We start from the raw sequence: 16,634 nt of genomic DNA, 5'->3' as shown, positions 1-16,634 counted from the left end.
GCGCGTCATTGCCGGCGGAGGGCCATGCCGGTGCTGCCGCCGAACGCGTCGGCATGCGCGAGGGGCTCCGGCAAGTCAAACAGGGTGTCCGGCAGCGTCAGCGCGGGCAGCGTGATCACGAAGCGTGCGCCGCCGAGCGGCGAATCCTCGAGCCGCACGTCGCCGCCGTGCACCTGCGCGACGCGCCGCACGATCGCGAGCCCGAGCCCGAAGCCGCCGGTCTGCCGGTCGCGGCTGGAGTCGAGCCGCTGGAACGGTTCGAACACGCGGGCGCGTTCGGCGGCCGGAATGCCGGGGCCATCGTCGTCGACGCTCAACACGAGCGCGCCGGACGCGTTGCGCTCGGCGGCGAGCAGCACCGTGCGCGACGCATAACGCGCGCCGTTGCGGATCAGGTTCAGCAACGCGCGGGCGACCAGCTTCGGGTCGCATACGTGGGTCGCGGGCGCTTCGAGGGCCGACACGTCGAGCGTGATGCCGCGATCGACGATGTCGTTCGCGACGTTGCCGGCGACGCTGTCGAGCAGCGCGTCGACGACGACTTCCATCGGCGCGAGCTGGCTTGCCCCCTGTTCGAGCCGGCCGATCGTCAGCAACTCCGTGACGAGCTCGTCGAGCTCGCGCACGTCGCGCCGCAGCGCGTCGCGGCGTTCGCGCATCCGGGCCGTTTCGTCAGGCTCGGCGAGCAGCGCGAGCCCGAATTCGAGCCGCGCGAGCGGCGTCTTCAGTTCGTGCGAGATGCCGTGCATCATTTCGCGCTGCTGCTTGATCGACGCCTCGATGCGCTCGGCCATGTCGTTGAACTGCTGCGACAGCTCGTAGATGTTCGACTTGCCGGACAGCTTCACGCGCGTCGACAGCGTACCGGCGCCGAATGCGCGGGCGGCTTCCTGCAGCCTGCGCAGGTCGCGCCAGTGATAGTGAATCCACAGCACCACCGCGAACAGCGCGCTGAGCGCGAGCAGCATGTACGCATAGATCTTGATGTCGAGGCTGAATGCTTCGATCGGCCGCGCATGCAGCACCGAACCATCCGCGAGCGGCATGTAGTAATCCTTGCGGTCGTAGCTGATCGAAATCCGGCCGGCGTCTAGATCGCGCAGCGGCTCGCCGCTCAATTGCGCGCGGGCGGTGGCCATCGGCATGAAGTCGAACCGTTCGTTGCCGTATTTCGCGAGCTCGCGCAGTGCGAACTTGCGCTGCTCGCCCGGATGGCGTTCGAGATAGTCGTTGAGCACGAACGCGTAGGTCGTCAACGAGTCGCGTTCCGCCTGCGCGCTGCGATCGTAGAAGATCCGGTCGAACGACATCTGGACGAAGACGATCGACGCCGCGACGAACACGATCACGACGAGGTACAGCCGAATCAATGGGCGGAGCATTTATTCGTCCCACGCGGAAGGGCTGAACAGGTAGCCGCGGCCCCAGATCGTCTTGATCTTGTGCGGCTCCGACGACGCATCCTCGAAGCGGCGGCGCAGCTTCGAGATGCCGGAATCGACCGAACGGTCGAGTCCGTCGAACTCGATGCCGCGCAACTGCTTCAGGATGTCGTCGCGGCTCAGCACGGTGCCGGCCGCGCGCGCGAGAATCAGCAGCAGGTTGAACTCGGCGGTCTTCAGGTCGACCGGCTCGCCGCGCCACGTGACGGTGCGGTTCGGCGGCGAGATTGCCAGTTCGCCGAACACGAGCGCTTCGGGCGCGGCCACCGGCGCTTCCGCGACGGCCGGCTGCGCGCGGCGCAGCAGCGCGCGGGCGCGGGCGACCAGCACGCGCGGTTCGATCGGCTTCGTCACGTAGTCGTCGGCGCCCGTCTCGAGGCCCGCGACCTGGTCGTAGACGTCCAGGCGCGCGGTCAGGATCAGCACGGGGACGTTGGTGAACGCGCGGATGCGCCGGCAGACTTCCATCCCGTCGAGGTTCGGCAGCATCAGGTCGAGTATCACGAGGGCCGGCTGGTGCTCGCGCACCGCGGCGACGGCGAGGTCGCCGCGTCGCACGACCGTTACCGCGAATTCATAACCGTCGAGGTATTCGCGGACGAGCTGCGCCAGGCGGTTGTCGTCTTCGATCAGCAGTACACGGTATTTGAGTGGGTCTTCGTTCATAGTCTCCTCGAGGCGCACGCGCCAACGCACGCCCGGGCACGCCGGTGCGTGGCGCGGCACGCGAATTCTATCCGGCGCGCCGAAGGCCGGGGGAGCGGGGCGACAATCTCGAACAATCGAACACAATTGAGCACAGATTCCCCGAATATTCAGGACAGTCGCGGCGCAGGGCGGCACCTAGACTGCGGGCTCCGTCACTCTTATCTCAATATTGTGCGCCCAATACTTCGCCGCTACCGCTATTGCATGCCGCTCGCCGGCCTGACCCTTGCCGCCGCCGCCCACGCGGAAAACCAGTATTCGCTGTCGCTGGGTGGCGGTATCGCGCCGCGCTACCCGGGCAGCAACCAGTCTCGCGGCGTCGTCGCGCCGGGTTTCTCTGCGAAGTTCGGCAATGGCTTCTTCATCGACAGCACGCAGGGCGCCGGTTACCGGCTGGACCTGCCGCACGGCGCGTTCGTGTCGGCGGCGGTGAGCTATGACCCGGGGCGAGCCGACGAGAACCGCCTCGACTTGCCTGGCTCCGACTACCTGAAGGGCATGGGCCGCGTTCCGGGCTCGGTGCTGGTGGGCGTGCGCGCGGGCGTGACGCTGTTCAACGCGGCGGAACTGAGCGTCACGATCGACTCGCCCGTGACGCACACGTCGCGCGGCGTGTCGGGGCACATGGATCTCGCGGTGCCGGTGTTCAAGACCGCGCAGCACGAGATCATCGTGACGGGCACCGTGCATGCGGGCTCGGGGCGCTACACGCAGACGTTCTACGGCGTGACCGATGCGCAGTCGATGACGAGCCGGTTCCGGCCGTATTCGACGCGCGGCGGGATCGACAGCGCGTCGATGGCGCTCGCGTGGAACTGGACGCTGTCGCAGCACTGGTCGGTGCTCGCGACCGGCGGCGTGACGCGGCTGCTCGGCCGCTACGGCGACAGCCCGATCGTCCAGTCGCGCAGCAACTACTACGCCATCGCGGGTGCGACCTACAAGTTCTGAGCGAATCGTCGCGGCACGCATCGTGTGGCGCAGCCGGCCTGCTCGTGCCGTCACGCCGCGCGGCGTGCGGTAACATGCAGGCGGCTTCGGCGGCAGGCCGAACCCGCGGCTGCGGGCACGCGGAATCGGCGTGGCCCGGGCGCGCGGACCGAACATGCATGCCACGCCCGGTCGGCCGGGAACGCCGTACAGGCTCCGCCGGGCGCAACAGGGAGAATCCGATGAAGAAGACGATCGCGATGGTGATGGCGCTGGTTGCGGGCGCAACGTTTGCGGGATGCACGGACATGAAAACGAAGAATGCGACCGCGGGCGGCATGGTGATGAATGGCGAGCCGGCACGTACTTCGCAGGCCTGCAAGGCGGACGCGGGGCCGGACGACGCGCTGGTCGGCAAGACCGAGGCCGATGCGGCGGCGCAGTTGGACGGCTGCCTGTGGCGCGTGCTCGAGCGCGACGGCACGTCGTTGCCGGGCACGATGGATTACCGGCAGGAACGCCGCAATCTCGGCATTCGTGACGGCAAGGTGATCTGGGTGCGGCGCGGGTGAGCGGTGTGTGGCCGGTGGCGGCGTGCGTGCGGGTACGCGAGCGCGTGCCGTCGACGTCGCGCTATCTGAACCGGGTGGACGACATGAACGGGCCCGAGCTGCCGCCGACCGTGGCGCAATGATCGCCGCGCGACGCGTGCGACCGGCGGTGCGCTACTTCGAGATGTACCACAGCGCATCCGCGCTGGCGCGCGACGGCTGAGGCTGAGCGGCGGCAGCCGGCACTTGGGCCGGCGCGGGCGGCGGCGTGTTCGACGTGATCGCGGTCGGCAGCGTGGCCGGAATGTTCGCGGTCGATGGCGAGGCCGCCGCGGTTCCCGACGTCGAAGGCGTATTCACGTACCACAGCGCATCGGCCGACGCCGTGCGTTTTGCCGCGGTCGCGGTCGCGGTCGCCGGATTGGCCGCCGTATTCGTCGCCGTATTCGCCGACTTTTTCGACCCGGCGGCCGCAGCTGCCCCCCCCGTCCCGGCCTGCGCCGTCATGCCGGCGCCATTGCCCGCGCTACGCTGCGCGCGCGCCTCGAACGGCCCGAGCTGGAAGATTAACGTTTGCGCGGGACGCGTCAGGACGGCATACGGAAACTGCAGCTCCCACGACATCAGCACGCGCCCGGACGACGTCTCGGTGAAGATCGCCGGCACGTGCTTCATGTCGCTGAACTGCACGTAGATCCGCGCGCCGTCGTCGAAGACCTGGGTCGGCTTCGCCTGGTCCGCGCCCGTGACCGTCCATCCGAAGTTGTACGAGCCGGCCGGGCCGGCGGGGCCGCCCTGCGGCGGCGGAGGCGGCGGAGCCGACGAAATCGTGCGCGGACGCGTGACCTGCGGCGGGGCGGACACGCTCAGGCTCGCGAACGGGTTGTACGCCTGGGCCTGTTGCGGCGGCGTAAAGGATGGGGGAAGGATGGGCATGGGAGTATCCGGCGAATCCGGCATGGTCCGGATTGCATCATAGACCTTGCGCGCATACGCGAGGCGCTTGTCGGGCGAGGCGGAGTTGTACGCGCCGATCGCGTTCCAGTTGGCGCCGAGCTGGCGAATGTTCTGCGACAGGATCCACGCGCCGACATACGCGTTCGTGCAGGCATCGAACAGGCTCTCACGCGTGATGCCTTCGCGCGCGAGCGTCGGCAGCCAGGTGCTGTTGATCTGCATCAGGCCGATGTCGACCGTGCCGTTCGTGTTGGTGTTGACGGCGTTCGGATTCATGCCCGACTCGACCTGCGCGATGCCGCGCATCAGGCTGACGCTCACGTGCTGGAACGCGGCCGCGTCGTCGAGGCAATCGGCCCGCGCGACACCGGCGAGCGCGCACGACAGCGCAATCGTCGCGGCGATTTTCGGCGTTGCTCGGCTGATCGAACGGGTTGTCTGACGCGGCATGGCAGGATGGGGCGGAATCCGGCCGCCCGGTGCAAGGAAATTACGCAGACGCGAAGTGTGCCATAGCGCGCACGCAAATGGCTCACGTCAAACTTTCCTTTGCATTTGCCCCAGGCAATCGCCACGCATTTTTATCGTGTCCGATCACGCGATTCGGCGAAGTATTATCGGTAAAAATGGCCGGATTTTCGCGCGAATACGCGCGTCGTGGCGCTGCCGGAATACTGACGCGCCGCGTCATTTACTTGCGGAAATCGGTGCTGAATCGAACCGGATGGAAATCGCGCTGAAGTCGATATCCGAGATGAAAAGGGAGGGCGACTCAAAAACAACGGCGGCCGCAGCCGCCATATCGGTGTATCGGTGAATGCGGATGCGACCGGCCGCGCGGCGCGCAGCCGGCCGTCTCGCATCAGAAGCGGTGACGCAGGCCGAGGTTGACCATCGTCTGCGAGCTCGTGCCCGCATAGCCGTACGAACCGATCGACGCCTGCGCGGCCATCGAGCCGCCGTTGCCGTCGCCGGTCCGGCCGCTGGCGTGCTGGTACGCGGCGCTCAGGTAGACGTCGGTGCGCTTCGACAGGTTGTAGTCCGCGCCGGCCGATACCTGGTGATAGGTGGCCGACGTGTCGCCGCCCGAGCGCGTATAGCTGTAGCCGACGCCGACCAGCAATGCGTTCGTTGCCTGATAGTTCACGAAGCCTTGCCCCGTGTTGTAGTGCTCGTTCGAGCCGAACACCGAGCTGCCATCGCGGCGGTACTGCGCGTTGCTATAGCCGAGGCCGACCGTGAACGGGCCGGCGACGTACTGGCCCGCGATGCGCGCGATGCCGATCGAATGCGCGCTCGCGTAGCCGCTGTTGATCGGGCCGTCGAACGTGCCGTCCGACGAGCTGGTCCAGCCGGTGCGCTGCGTGTTCGACGCGGGGCTGTTGGTCGTGTGGAAGTAGCCGCCCGCGACGCTGAACGGCCCGTTGTTGTACGACACGGCGGCCGAATACGAATTCGCGGCGCCGGTGCTGCCGGCGATGCCGCCGAACGAATACATCGCCGAGAACTGCAGGCCCGAATAGACGGCCGACGTGTACTTCACCGCGTTGTCGACGCGGAAGCTGTTGTCGTAGTTGTCGACGTCGCCCGGCGTCGCGAACACGCTGCCGAGGTAGTTGTCGGCGGTGATGCCCTGCACGAGATCGACGAGCGGATCGTACTGGCGGCCGAACGTGAGCGTGCCGTAGCGGTCGCTCGTCAGGCCGACGAACGCCTGCCGGCCGAACAGGCGGCCGCCCTGGCCCATCCGGCCGTTGCTCGGGTCGAAGCCGTTCTCGAGCTGGAACAGCGCCTTCAGCCCGCCGCCGAGATCCTCGGTGCCTTTCACGCCCCAGCGGCTGCCGGCCAGGTTGCCCGCGCTGCTGTTGCCGAGCATCCACGCGTTGTCCTTGCCCTGAGCATGGTTCACGTAGGTGATCGACGTGTCGATCACGCCATACAGCGTGACGCTCGACTGCGCATGCGCGACGGGTATCGCCGCGAACGACGCGATGGAAATCAGCGAGAGGGTCGTGCGTTTCATTGTCATCTCCTTGCGCATTGGCTTGTGTGCGTGATCCGGAATGGCAGGAGACTACCGAGCCCGATTAAAACGGCAAAAATGAAATTCTCTTTTGTGGCCTGACGCAGACAGGGATGTCCTCCGATTCCCGCGATCGAGGGATTTGAATTGTTGAAAATTACGTATCAATCGATGGGCATTTCGCGATCTGGCCATTGCGGCTTGCATATCTCGCGATAATTTCGGCCAATTCAGCGAGGAATCGGGAGGGCCGGGATATTGTTATCGATCCGTCAAATAATTATTGAATGAATCGAATTGGCCGGCGTGTAGTGAATGTGTTAATTACGCGGCGCGCGCGGCCGGCGACGGCCTCACGGTTCGGTGACCGATTCCTCATCATGGGCGCTGCGCGTGTGGAACGCCGTGTGTATGCCATGCCGGCGTGACCGACGGCGTCGCGCTGCCCGCCGCTGCGCAGCCACCCCCGCGCACCGAAACGCCGGTCGCCGGTCTGGTTTTGTATATAATAATCATTCTCATTTACAAAATCGTTGACGCCTGCGCCTCCCGGAACCCGGCCATGTCTGCTGACAAGCTGTCTCTCCATCGAGAAATCGACGCCCTCTACACCGGCCACCATGCGTGGCTGCGCGGCTGGTTGAGCCGGAAGCTCGGTTGCGCGCACCGCGCGGCCGATCTCGCGCACGACACGTTCATGCGCCTGCTTGCGCGCAACGAGCCGATCGGCGCCGACGAGCCGCGCGCGTTCCTGACGACGGTCGCGCAGCGCGTGCTGAGCAACCACTGGCGGCGCGAGCAGATCGAGCGCGCGTATCTCGACGCGCTCGCGTTGCGCCCCGAAGCGCATGCGCCGTCGCCGGAGGAGCGGGCCGTCGTGCTCGAGACGCTGCTCGAAATCGACCGGCTGCTCGACGGCCTGCCGCTCGCGGCGAAGCGGGCGTTCCTGCTCGCGCAGCTCGACGGGCTCACGCAGGCCGAGATCGCGCGCGAACTCGGCGTGTCGCTGGCGACGGTGAAGCGCTATCTCGTGAAGGCCGGCACACAGTGCTTCTTCGCGATGGCGGCCTGACCGATGGCCGCCCCGGGAGCGAAGGCGGTGCCGCCGCAGGTGGCGCGGCGCGCGGTGGAATGGTGGGTCGACCGGCAGGCCGGCCCCGCCGACGAAGCGTTCGATGCCGCGCTCGCGCGCTGGCGCGCCGAGGATCCGGCGCACGACGCGGCATGGCGTCATATCGAAACGATGCAGCGCCGGTTCGGCGGGCTGGCGGCCGGGCTCGACCCGCAGGCCGCGCAGGCGGCGCTGCTGCCGCCGCGTGCGGGCCGCCGCCGCGCGGCCGTGAAGGCGCTGGCCGTGCTGCTGTTCGCGGGCGGTGCCGCATGGATGGCCGAACCCGCGCGGCGCGCGGCGATCTGGCCGGCGGACCTGCGCACGGCGGTCGGCGAGCGGCGCACGGTGACGCTCGCGGATCGCACGGTCGTCGTCCTCGATACCGACACGGCGCTCGACGTGCGCTTCGACGATGCGACGCGCGGCCTGCGCCTGTTGCGCGGCACGATCATGGTGACGAGCGGCCACGACGATCGCGTGCCCGCGCGGCCGCTGGTCGTCGCGACGGCACAGGGTGAGCTGCGGCCGCTCGGCACGCGCTTCGCGGTGCGGCAGCGCGACGGCGCGACCCGCGTCGAGGTGTTCGCCGGTGCGGTGCGCGTGCAGCCCGACGATGCGACGGCCGACGCACGCGTGATCGCGGCCGGAGAGGGCGCGGATTTCACGCGCGACACGATCGACGCGCCGGCGCCGCTCGATGCGTATGCGTCCGCGTGGACGGGCGGCATGCTCGTCGCGTCGCGCATGCGGCTGGCCGACCTCGTCGCCGAGCTCGACCGCTATCGCCGCGGCAGCCTGCGCTGCGATGCGGCCGTGGCCGACCTGCGCGTGTCGGGCACCTATCCGCTCGACGATCCCGCGCGCGTGCTCGACACGCTGAAGGCGACGCTGCCGATCGACGTTCACTACCTGACGCGCTACTGGGCGACGGTCGTACCGGCCCGTTCGTGAGTCCGTCGAAAAAATTTTCCGCCGACCTGAGCTGTTTCTCGATGTTCGCGTGACATGGGTAATGAAAGCAGCACTGGCCCATCGTCCACCGACCTCCCGATCATGGTTTCCATCCGTCTCACGTATCGGCGCCGTCCGGCGCCTGCCCGACATCTGCCGCGCGCGTCGCGCCCGGCCGCATCCGCCGCACCTGCCGCGCCGGGTCGCCTCGCGCGCCGGCTGGCCGGCGCCGTCCTGGTGTCGGCGCTGCTGCCGCTGCCCGCGCTGGCCGACACCGACACCGATGCGGCGCCGGCCGCGCAGCGCGCGGCACGCCGTGCGTTCGACATTCCGGCCGGCCCGCTCGAAGCGGCGCTGAACCGGTTCGGCCGCGACGCGGGCATCCTGCTCGCGTTTCCGGCCGAGCTGACCGCCGGCCTGACGAGCGGCGGCGTGCAGGGGCGCTTCGACGTCGACGGCGCGCTCGACCGCCTGCTCGCGGGCACGGGGCTCGTCGCGTTGCGGCAATCGGGCGGCGGCTACACGCTCAAGCGCGCGGACGGTTCGGTCGCACGGCCCGCGGCGGCCGGCGTCGCGGCGGGCGCCGAGTTGCCCGCGATCAACGTGCGCACCAGTGCGCTGCGCGCCGAAAGCTATCGCGCGCCGAAGGAAGCGGGCGTGCTGCGTTCCGAGATCCCGCTGCTCGACACCGCGCAGGCCGTCAACATCGTGCCCGCGCAGGTATTGCGCGACCAGCGCCCGCGCAACCTGGACGACGCGCTCGCCAACGTCAGCGGCATCACGCAGGGCAACACGCTCGCGGGCACGCAGGACACGATCATGAAGCGCGGCTTCGGCGGCAACCGCGACGGCTCGATCATGCAGAACGGGATGCCGCTCGTGCAGGGGCGTGCGTTCAACGCGGCGGTCGACAGCGTCGAGGTGCTGAAGGGGCCGACGTCGCTGCTGTACGGGCTGATGGACCCGGGCGGCGTGGTCAACGTCGTCACCAAACAGCCGCAGCTCAAGCGCTACAACGCGATCTCGCTCGGCGCGTCGACGTTCGGGCACGGCAAGAACGGCGGCAGCGCGACCTTCGATTCGACCGGGCCGGTCGGCGATTCGCGGCTCGCGTACCGGCTGATCGTCGACCAGTCGAACGAGCAGTACTGGCGCAACTTCGGCGAATACCGGCAGACCTTCGTCGCGCCGTCGCTCGCGTGGTATGGCCGCGATACGCAGGTTGCGGTGTCCTACCAGTACCGAAAATTCCATACGCCGTTCGATCGCGGCACCGCGCTCGATCCGCGCACCAACGCGCCGCTCGACATTCCCGCGCGGCGGCGCATCGACGAGCCGTTCAACAACATGGACGGCGAATCGCACCTCGCGCAGGTGAGCGTCGATCACCAGTTCAACGCGGACTGGAGCGCGCATTTCGGCTACAGCTACAACCGCGAGACCTACGACGCGAACCAGTTGCGCACGACCGGTGTCGATCCGGTTAAGGGCACGATGACGCGCAGCAACGACGCGACGCACGGCTCGCTCAGCACCGACAGCTACGGGATCGGCTACGTGAACGGCAAGCTGATGCTGGGCGGGATGCAGCATGACGTGCAGGTCGGCTTCGATACCGAATACCGCCGCATCTACCGCAAGGACATGCTGCGGCAGGCCGTGAAGACGCCGTTCAGCTATCTCAACCCCGTCTACGGCCTGCTGCCGCCGTCGAGCACGGTGTCGGCGAGCGACAGCGACCAGACCGACACGCTGCACGATGCGTCCGCGTTCGTGCAGGACACGATCCACCTGACCGACAAGTGGATCGTGTCGGGCGGGTTGCGCTACATCACGTACAACCAGGTCGCCGGGCGCGGTCGGCCGTTCGTCGCGAACACCGATCTCAGCGGCTCGAAGTGGCTGCCGCGCGCGGGCGTCGTCTACAAGTGGACCGACACGTTCTCGCTGTACGGCAGCTACTCGCAATCGCTGAAGCCGTCGTCGTCGATCGCGCCGATGACGGGCTACATCATCGACGGCGCGACGCCGCCCGAGGAAGCGACCGCGTGGGAAGTGGGCGGCAAGCTCGACCTGCCGGGCGGGATGACGGGCACGCTCGCGCTCTTCAACATCGACAAGAAGAACGTGCTCGTGTCGCAGTACAACGACGCGACCAAGCTGACCGACTGGCGCACGTCGGGCAAGGCGCGCTCGCGCGGGATCGAGCTCGACGTGTCGGGCAAGCTCGGCGAGCGCGTGAACGTGATCGCGAGCTACGCGTACATCGACGCGAAGACGACCGAGGATCCGCTGTACGCGGGCAACCAGCTGTGGAACGTCGCGCGCCACACCGCGTCGCTCGCGGCCGTCTACGACTTCGGCACGGTGGCCGGCGGCGGCGACCTGCGCATCGGCGCGGACCTGCGCTACGTCGGCGCGCGGCCCGGCGATTCGGCGAACAGCTTCACGCTGCCGTCGTACGTGCTCGCCGATGCGTTCGCCACGTACGACACGCGGATCGGCAAACAGAAGCTGTCGTTCCAGCTCAACGTGAAGAACCTCTTCAATCGCACGTACTACCCGTCGAGCGCAAACCGTTACTTCGTCGCGATCGGCGATGCGCGACAGGTGTCGCTGCTCACCACGCTGCAGTTCTGACCACGCAATCGCCGCGCGGCCGTCATGGCGGCGCGCGGCTTCGGAGAAGATCCAGATGAACCGGAACATGAAGACCGGCGCCGTGCGCGCCGTGGCCGCGAGTGCGCGGCGCCGCGCATTGCGCACGATCGCGGGCTCGGTGCTCGCGATCGGCGCGGGCCTGGGCCTCGGCGCGGGGGTGGCCGCCCCCGCATGGGCGGCCGATGCGCCGCAGCAGGCCGTCACGCGCGTCGCGATGCTCGTGCAGTTGCGCGGCCCGAACCTGAAGGTCGATGAACGCATCGTCCAGCATCTCGGCGAACGCGGCTACGCGGTGCGCCTCATCGACGAATCGTCGACGCCCGATGCGGCGCGCGACGCCGACCTGGTCGTGATTTCGTCGACGGTGTCGTCGAAGAACGTGCGGCCGGGCTGGCGCACGCTCGACAAGCCGCTCGTGACCTGGGAAAACGACCTGCTCGACGATCTCGCGATGACGGGCAAGCGTCACGACGTCGACTTCGGCGAAACGGGCAAGGAGCGCTATTTGTGGCTCGTCAATGCGCCACACCCGATCGCGGCCGGGCTGCCGGCCGGCACGACGAACGTGTACGGCAAGCAGGCGCCGATGAGCTGGGGCAAGCCAGGGCTCGGCGCGATCACGATCGCGACCGTGTATGGCCAGCCCGACAAGGCCGCGATCTTCGCGTACGAGAAGGGCGCGACGATGGACTACGAAGCGCTCGCGCCCGCGCGCCGCGTGATGTTCTTCCTCGACAACGACACGTTCGTGAACCTGTCGCCGGCCGGTGTCGCGCTGTTCGACGCGGCCGTCGACTGGGCGGCCGGGCGGCGCTGATCGTCAACGTCGGCGCTAGGCCGGCTGCTGCGCCGCCGCCTCGATCAGTTGCGCGAGCATTTGCGCCGGCTCCGACATCGCGCGCCGCGCGCGATGCACGAGCCCGATGTCGCGGTGGAACGTGTGATGCCCGAGGTCGATCGCGCGCACGCCGGCCGGCCAGCGGCGATACACGGCGGTCTGCGGGACGAGCGCGACGCCGACGCCGTTCTCGACCAGCTTGACGATCGCGTCGAGCTCGTCGAGCTCACACGTGTCGCGCACCGCGACATGCATCTTCCTCAGGAAACGGTCGACCTGGCGGCCGCCGAACGACGCGCGGTCGTAGCGCACGAACGGCTCGCGCGCGAGCAGCTCGGCCCAGTCCTTGCCCTTCACGCCGCGCGGCACGATCAGCCGGAACGGCTCCTGCACGAGGGTCGTCCAGTGCAGGTCGCTCTGCAGCGAAAACGGCGGCCGGATGATCGCGGCCATGTCGAGCTCGCCCGCATCGACCCGATTGACCAGCTCGATCGACAGGCCCGGGATCACACGCGTGCGGCACGCGGGATGGCGGCGATGGAAATCGGCGAGCGCGGCCGGCAGCAGCGCGCTCTGCACCGATGCGATCGCGCCGATCGTCACGCGCACGGCGGCGGGCGAGCCGGGCGACGTCGAGCTCAGGTTCTCGTACAGGCCGATCAGCGCCTGCGCCTGGTCGAGCACGTGATGACCCATCTCGTTGAGCCGAGCCGAGCGGCCTTGCCGGTCGAACAGCGCGAAGCCGAGTTCGGCTTCGAGCCGCTGCATCTGCGCGCTGACCGCCGCCTGCGTGAGCCCGATACGGTTGCCGGCCGCGGCGAACGTGCCTTCCCGGGCGACGGCGACGAGGGTTTTCAGTTCGCGGATCATTGATCAATTCTGTTTGTGAATGACGCAACTATATATTGATTTAATTTTTGCTCGACCTTGACTACCATGGTGCCGTCCTCGCGCCACGCGAGCGTTCCATCACGAGGCCACCATGAGTCTTTCCCCGTTTCACCTGGCGATTCCCGTCTACGATCTGCCGGCCGCGCGCGATTTCTACGGCCGTGTGTTCGGGCTGGCAGAAGGGCGCTCGAGCGCGCAGTGGGTCGACTTCGACTTCTACGGGCATCAGCTCGTGATCCATGAGCATCCGAAGACCGCGTCGCAGGAAGGCGCGCATACGAACGCGGTGGATGGTCACGACGTGCCGGTGCCGCATTTCGGGATCGTGCTCGACTGGCCGAGTTGGGAAGCGCTGGCCGAGCGGCTGAAATCGTTCGGCGTGACCTTCGTGATCGAGCCGTATGTGCGGTTCCAGGGGCAGGTCGGCGAACAGGCGACGATGTTCCTGTTCGACCCGTGCGGCAATGCGCTCGAATTCAAGGCGTTCCGCGATATCGGCCAGTTGTTCGCGAAGTGACCGGCGGCGCGGTCAGCGCCGATCGACATTGGGTGCGAGAATGCGGCCTCCGACCCGGTTGCGCGCTTGCGCACCGGCCGGCGCCGTGCCGCACGGGATCCGTCCGTGCGAGCCGTTCTCCAAGGAACCCGTATGGACAGTCACATCGCTCCGGTGGAGCTGAAGAAGGCCTACCGTCTCCTCAACCATGGCCCGACCGTGCTCGTGTCGGCCCGCCACGACGGCGTCGACAACGTGATGGCCGCCGCGTGGGCGTGCGCGCTGGACTTCCTGCCGCCGAAGCTGACGGTCGTGCTCGACAAGAGCGCGAAGACGCGCGAGCTCGTCGAGCGCAGCGGCACGTTCGTGATCCAGGTGCCGACGGCCGCGCAGCTGCGGCTCACGCATGCGGTCGGCAGCCACAGTCTCGCGGAGCGCCCCGACAAGCTGCGCGAAGCGGGCGTCACGCTGTTCGATGTCGAAGGGCACGACCTGCCGCTCGTCGCCGGCTGTTCGGGCTGGCTCGCGTGCAGGCTGATTCCCGAGCCGCACAACCAGCAGACCTACGACCTGTTCATCGGCGAGGTGGTCGCGGCGTGGTCCGACACGCGCGTGTTCCGCGACGGCCACTGGTATTTCGAATCGGCCGATCCGGCGCTGCGCAGCCTGCACTACATCGCGGGCGGCAATTTCTATGCGATCGGGGAATCGCTGCACGTCGATCCGGACGCGAAGTAAGCACCGATCCGGGCGCGCGGTTCACGCGCGCCTGTTCAATGCCGTCAGCATGGCCTCGGCGAACGCCTGCGCGACGCGCGGCAGCGTGCGGCCGCGCTTCGTGACGAGCGCGATCGGCCGCACGAACGCCGGGTCGTCAATCGGCTTCGCGACCAGTTCGGGCTCGGCGCGCACCTCGCGCGCGGTTGCCGGCAGGATCGTCACGCCGAGCCCGCCGCGCACCATCGCGACGGCCGTCATCATGTAGGTCGGCTCGCACGCGATGTCGGGCGTGCAGCCGGCCGTGTCCAGCGCGGCATCGACGACGCTGCGCACGCTCGTGCCTCGTGCGGTGAGCACGAGCGGCACGGCGGCGACGTCCGCCGTGGTCAAGCGACGCTTGCGCGCGAGCGGATGATCCTTCGGGCACACGGCGACGAGCCGGTCGGCGCCCGCATACAGCACCTCCAGTGACGCATCGAAGGTATCGCCGCCCGTCAAGCCGAGATCGGCTTCCTCGTTGCGCACGAGCGCGGTGACGAGGCTCGCGACGCCGTCGCGGATCTCGAAGCCCGCAAGCGGCACCTCGCGCCGGAACGACTGGATCAGCTCGGGCAGCACGCTGGACGCGAAGGTCGGCAGGCACGCGAGCCGCACCGTGCCGCTCGTGCCTTCGCCGAGCGCACGTGCGTCGCGCAGCACGCGCTCCATGTCGTCGAGCGAGCGTTGCAGCAGCGGCAGCAGCTCGCGCCCGGTCTGCGTGAGCGCGACGCTGCGGCTGTTGCGGTCGAACAGGCGCGCGCCGACGATCTCCTCGAGCCGACGGATCTGCACGGTCAGCGCCGGCTGCGACAGGTGCAGGCGCGCGGCCGCACGCGTGAAGTTGCCGGCCTGCGCGACGGTGACGAACGCGCGAATGTCGCGAAGATTCAGATCCATAAGGGTTCGTGATTGCTGCGATCAAATCATTTCAATTGTGCTATCGCTGCGCCGACCTTACGCTCGTCTCCAACAAAAGACAAGGTAGGAGACACGGATGCTGCCGTTACTCGGGCTGGGCACGATCGTCGTGCTGCTGGCCGCGATTCTGTCGAAGCGGATGTCGCCGCTGGTCGCGCTGATCATCGTGCCGATCGTCGCGTCGCTGATCGGCGGCTTCGGGCTGCACACCAGCAAGTTCGTCATCGACGGGCTGAAGGGGCTCGCGCCCGTCGTCGGGATGTTCGTGTTCGCGATCCTCTATTTCGGGACGATCACCGACGCCGGCACGCTCGACCCGATCATCGACCGCATCCTGCGCGCGGTCGGCACGCGGCCGACGCGCATCGTGATGGGTACGACGCTGCTCGCGCTGCTGATCCACCTCGACGGCTCGGGCGCCGTCTGCTTTCTCGTGACGATTCCGGCCGTGCTGCCGCTGTACGACCGGCTGAAGATGGACCGGCGCGTACTGGCCGCCGCGGTGTCGATGGCCGCGGGCATCAACTTCCTGCCGTGGACGGGGCCGATGATCCGCGCGTCGGCGTCGCTGCACCTGCCCGTGTCGGCGCTGTTCAATCCGCTGATCCCGGTGCAGGCGATCGGCCTCGTGTTCGTGTTCGGCGTCGCGTACTGGCTCGGGCGGCGCGAGGAGAAGCGGCTCGGCCTGTCGCGCGACGATGCGTCGATTCCGCTGCCGAAGCGCGAGCTGACGGCCGACGAGCAGGCGCTGCGCCGGCCGCACCTGTTCTGGTTCAACCTCGTGCTGACGCTCGTCGTGCTCGGCACGATGGTCGTGATGGGCGAGAAGATTCCGCCCGCGATCATGTTCATGGTCGGGCTGTGCATCGCGCTGATGGTGAACTACCCGGACGTCGACATGCAGAGAAAGCGCATCGACGCGCATGCGCGCGCCGCGCTGATGATGGCCGGCATCCTGCTCGCGGCCGGTGTGTTCACGGGGATCATGCAGGGCAGCGGGATGCTGAAGGCGATGGCGCAGGCGGCGGTCGGCTTCGTGCCGCCGTCGATGGCCGGCCACATTCCAGTGGTGCTCGGCCTCGCGTCGATGCCGCTCAGCATGCTGTTCGATCCCGATTCGTTCTACTTCGGCGTGCTGCCCGTGATCGCGGAGGTGGCCGGCCAGCTCGGCGTGCCGGCCGTGCAGGTCGGGCAGGCTGCGTTGCTCGGCCAGATGACGACCGGGTTCCCGGTCAGCCCGCTGACGCCCGCGACCTTCCTCGTCGTCGGCCTGTGCGGCATCGAGCTGGCCGAGCACCAGAAATTCACGTTCCCGCTGCTGTTCGGCGCCTCGATCGTGATGACGATCGCGTGTGTCGTGCTGGGCATCTTTTGATCTTTCCCGGCGGTGACCGCCGC

At 68.1% G+C, this 16,634-nt stretch carries 16 protein-coding genes; 10 read left to right on the top strand and 6 right to left on the bottom strand.

The features are described 5' to 3' along the window. Positions 1 to 5: 5 nt before the first annotated feature. Positions 6 to 1,382 (bottom strand): ATP-binding protein, encoded by a 1,377-nt coding sequence (locus CFB34_RS17175; RefSeq protein WP_089439782.1) that lies wholly within the window; start codon positions 1,380 to 1,382, stop codon positions 6 to 8. Then, positions 1,383 to 2,108 carry a response regulator gene (locus tag CFB34_RS17170; RefSeq protein WP_089439783.1) on the bottom strand — a complete coding sequence of 242 codons (726 nt, stop codon included), beginning with the start codon at positions 2,106 to 2,108 and terminating at the stop codon, positions 1,383 to 1,385. Positions 2,109 to 2,354: 246 nt separating this feature from the next. On the opposite strand from CFB34_RS17170, the gene CFB34_RS17165 reads away from it, so the two are divergent. The 3 genes from CFB34_RS17165 to CFB34_RS39060 all read left to right on the top strand — a co-directional run bounded on the left by CFB34_RS17165 (position 2,355) and on the right by CFB34_RS39060 (position 3,774). Further along, complete coding sequence (locus tag CFB34_RS17165; RefSeq protein ID WP_089425103.1) at positions 2,355 to 3,101, top strand: MipA/OmpV family protein; 747 nt, start codon at positions 2,355 to 2,357, stop codon at positions 3,099 to 3,101. 221 nt (positions 3,102 to 3,322) lie between these two features. Further along, a complete protein-coding gene (locus tag CFB34_RS17160; RefSeq protein ID WP_089439784.1) occupies positions 3,323 to 3,652 on the top strand; it encodes a hypothetical protein in 330 nt (109 codons plus the stop codon). Beyond that, positions 3,649 to 3,774, top strand: coding sequence for a hypothetical protein (locus tag CFB34_RS39060; protein WP_256979856.1), 126 nt, complete (start codon positions 3,649 to 3,651; stop codon positions 3,772 to 3,774). Before CFB34_RS17160 ends, CFB34_RS39060 begins: the two co-directional genes overlap by 4 nt. 31 nt (positions 3,775 to 3,805) lie before the next feature. Here CFB34_RS39060 and CFB34_RS17155 read toward each other — a convergent pair whose 3' ends face one another. Both CFB34_RS17155 and CFB34_RS17150 read right to left on the bottom strand, forming a co-directional pair. Continuing rightward, on the bottom strand, positions 3,806 to 5,038 hold the full coding sequence (locus CFB34_RS17155) for a transglycosylase SLT domain-containing protein (RefSeq protein WP_089439785.1): 1,233 nt from the start codon (positions 5,036 to 5,038) through the stop codon (positions 3,806 to 3,808). A 412-nt stretch (positions 5,039 to 5,450) separates the two neighbouring features. Then, positions 5,451 to 6,611 (bottom strand): porin, encoded by a 1,161-nt coding sequence (locus tag CFB34_RS17150; RefSeq protein WP_089439786.1) that lies wholly within the window; start codon positions 6,609 to 6,611, stop codon positions 5,451 to 5,453. 562 nt (positions 6,612 to 7,173) lie between these two features. Between CFB34_RS17150 and CFB34_RS17145 the strand changes: the two genes are divergently transcribed. The 4 genes from CFB34_RS17145 to CFB34_RS17130 are packed head-to-tail and all read left to right on the top strand — an operon-like array spanning position 7,174 to position 12,151. Then, entirely contained in the window at positions 7,174 to 7,683 is a 510-nt protein-coding gene (locus CFB34_RS17145; protein ID WP_089439787.1) for a sigma-70 family RNA polymerase sigma factor, read from the top strand. 3 nt (positions 7,684 to 7,686) lie between these two features. Continuing rightward, the gene (locus tag CFB34_RS17140) at positions 7,687 to 8,673 is read left to right on the top strand and encodes a FecR domain-containing protein (protein WP_089439788.1); all 987 of its coding nucleotides are present in this window, start codon (positions 7,687 to 7,689) and stop codon (positions 8,671 to 8,673) included. Positions 8,674 to 8,727: 54 nt separating this feature from the next. Beyond that, on the top strand, positions 8,728 to 11,313 hold the full coding sequence (locus tag CFB34_RS17135; protein WP_089439789.1) for a TonB-dependent receptor: 2,586 nt from the start codon (positions 8,728 to 8,730) through the stop codon (positions 11,311 to 11,313). A 55-nt stretch (positions 11,314 to 11,368) separates the two neighbouring features. Beyond that, complete coding sequence (locus CFB34_RS17130) at positions 11,369 to 12,151, top strand: hypothetical protein (RefSeq protein ID WP_089439790.1); 783 nt, start codon at positions 11,369 to 11,371, stop codon at positions 12,149 to 12,151. Positions 12,152 to 12,166: 15 nt separating this feature from the next. Here the strand turns inward: CFB34_RS17130 and CFB34_RS17125 are convergent, their stop codons facing one another. Beyond that, positions 12,167 to 13,042, bottom strand: coding sequence for a LysR family transcriptional regulator (locus tag CFB34_RS17125; RefSeq protein ID WP_089439791.1), 876 nt, complete (start codon positions 13,040 to 13,042; stop codon positions 12,167 to 12,169). Positions 13,043 to 13,154: 112 nt separating this feature from the next. Between CFB34_RS17125 and CFB34_RS17120 the strand changes: the two genes are divergently transcribed. Both CFB34_RS17120 and CFB34_RS17115 read left to right on the top strand, forming a co-directional pair. Beyond that, positions 13,155 to 13,580, top strand: coding sequence for a VOC family protein (locus CFB34_RS17120; protein ID WP_011351673.1), 426 nt, complete (start codon positions 13,155 to 13,157; stop codon positions 13,578 to 13,580). Positions 13,581 to 13,712: 132 nt separating this feature from the next. After that, positions 13,713 to 14,297 carry a flavin reductase family protein gene (locus CFB34_RS17115; RefSeq protein ID WP_089439792.1) on the top strand — a complete coding sequence of 195 codons (585 nt, stop codon included), beginning with the start codon at positions 13,713 to 13,715 and terminating at the stop codon, positions 14,295 to 14,297. Positions 14,298 to 14,318: 21 nt separating this feature from the next. Here the strand turns inward: CFB34_RS17115 and CFB34_RS17110 are convergent, their stop codons facing one another. After that, complete coding sequence (locus CFB34_RS17110) at positions 14,319 to 15,215, bottom strand: LysR family transcriptional regulator (RefSeq protein WP_089439793.1); 897 nt, start codon at positions 15,213 to 15,215, stop codon at positions 14,319 to 14,321. Between the two features lie 97 nt (positions 15,216 to 15,312). On the opposite strand from CFB34_RS17110, the gene CFB34_RS17105 reads away from it, so the two are divergent. Further along, positions 15,313 to 16,611: a citrate:proton symporter gene (locus CFB34_RS17105; protein ID WP_089439794.1), complete on the top strand. Its 1,299-nt coding sequence runs from the start codon at positions 15,313 to 15,315 to the stop codon at positions 16,609 to 16,611. The last annotated feature ends 23 nt before the right edge of the window (positions 16,612 to 16,634 follow it).

The organism is Burkholderia sp. HI4860, assembly GCF_002223045.2.
Lineage (GTDB): Bacteria > Pseudomonadota > Gammaproteobacteria > Burkholderiales > Burkholderiaceae > Burkholderia.
Note: the sequence above shows the minus strand (reverse complement) of the source record. Positions and strands in the feature narration are given on the sequence as shown.

What these genes read in the sequence shown, in the direction of transcription:
- CFB34_RS17155 (WP_089439785.1), bottom strand. Translation starts at nt 5,038, where the DNA reads ATGCCGCGTCAGACAACCCGTTCGATCAGCCGAGCAACGCCGAAAATC.
- CFB34_RS17110 (WP_089439793.1), bottom strand. Translation starts at nt 15,215, where the DNA reads ATGGATCTGAATCTTCGCGACATTCGCGCGTTCGTCACCGTCGCGCAG.
- CFB34_RS17130 (WP_089439790.1), top strand. Translation starts at nt 11,369, where the DNA reads ATGAACCGGAACATGAAGACCGGCGCCGTGCGCGCCGTGGCCGCGAGT.
- CFB34_RS17140 (WP_089439788.1), top strand. Translation starts at nt 7,687, where the DNA reads ATGGCCGCCCCGGGAGCGAAGGCGGTGCCGCCGCAGGTGGCGCGGCGC.
- CFB34_RS17125 (WP_089439791.1), bottom strand. Translation starts at nt 13,042, where the DNA reads ATGATCCGCGAACTGAAAACCCTCGTCGCCGTCGCCCGGGAAGGCACG.
- CFB34_RS17170 (WP_089439783.1), bottom strand. Translation starts at nt 2,108, where the DNA reads ATGAACGAAGACCCACTCAAATACCGTGTACTGCTGATCGAAGACGAC.
- CFB34_RS17135 (WP_089439789.1), top strand. Translation starts at nt 8,728, where the DNA reads ATGGGTAATGAAAGCAGCACTGGCCCATCGTCCACCGACCTCCCGATC.
- CFB34_RS17145 (WP_089439787.1), top strand. Translation starts at nt 7,174, where the DNA reads ATGTCTGCTGACAAGCTGTCTCTCCATCGAGAAATCGACGCCCTCTAC.
- CFB34_RS17150 (WP_089439786.1), bottom strand. Translation starts at nt 6,611, where the DNA reads ATGAAACGCACGACCCTCTCGCTGATTTCCATCGCGTCGTTCGCGGCG.
- CFB34_RS17165 (WP_089425103.1), top strand. Translation starts at nt 2,355, where the DNA reads ATGCCGCTCGCCGGCCTGACCCTTGCCGCCGCCGCCCACGCGGAAAAC.
- CFB34_RS17105 (WP_089439794.1), top strand. Translation starts at nt 15,313, where the DNA reads ATGCTGCCGTTACTCGGGCTGGGCACGATCGTCGTGCTGCTGGCCGCG.
- CFB34_RS17160 (WP_089439784.1), top strand. Translation starts at nt 3,323, where the DNA reads ATGAAGAAGACGATCGCGATGGTGATGGCGCTGGTTGCGGGCGCAACG.
- CFB34_RS17120 (WP_011351673.1), top strand. Translation starts at nt 13,155, where the DNA reads ATGAGTCTTTCCCCGTTTCACCTGGCGATTCCCGTCTACGATCTGCCG.
- CFB34_RS17175 (WP_089439782.1), bottom strand. Translation starts at nt 1,382, where the DNA reads ATGCTCCGCCCATTGATTCGGCTGTACCTCGTCGTGATCGTGTTCGTC.
- CFB34_RS17115 (WP_089439792.1), top strand. Translation starts at nt 13,713, where the DNA reads ATGGACAGTCACATCGCTCCGGTGGAGCTGAAGAAGGCCTACCGTCTC.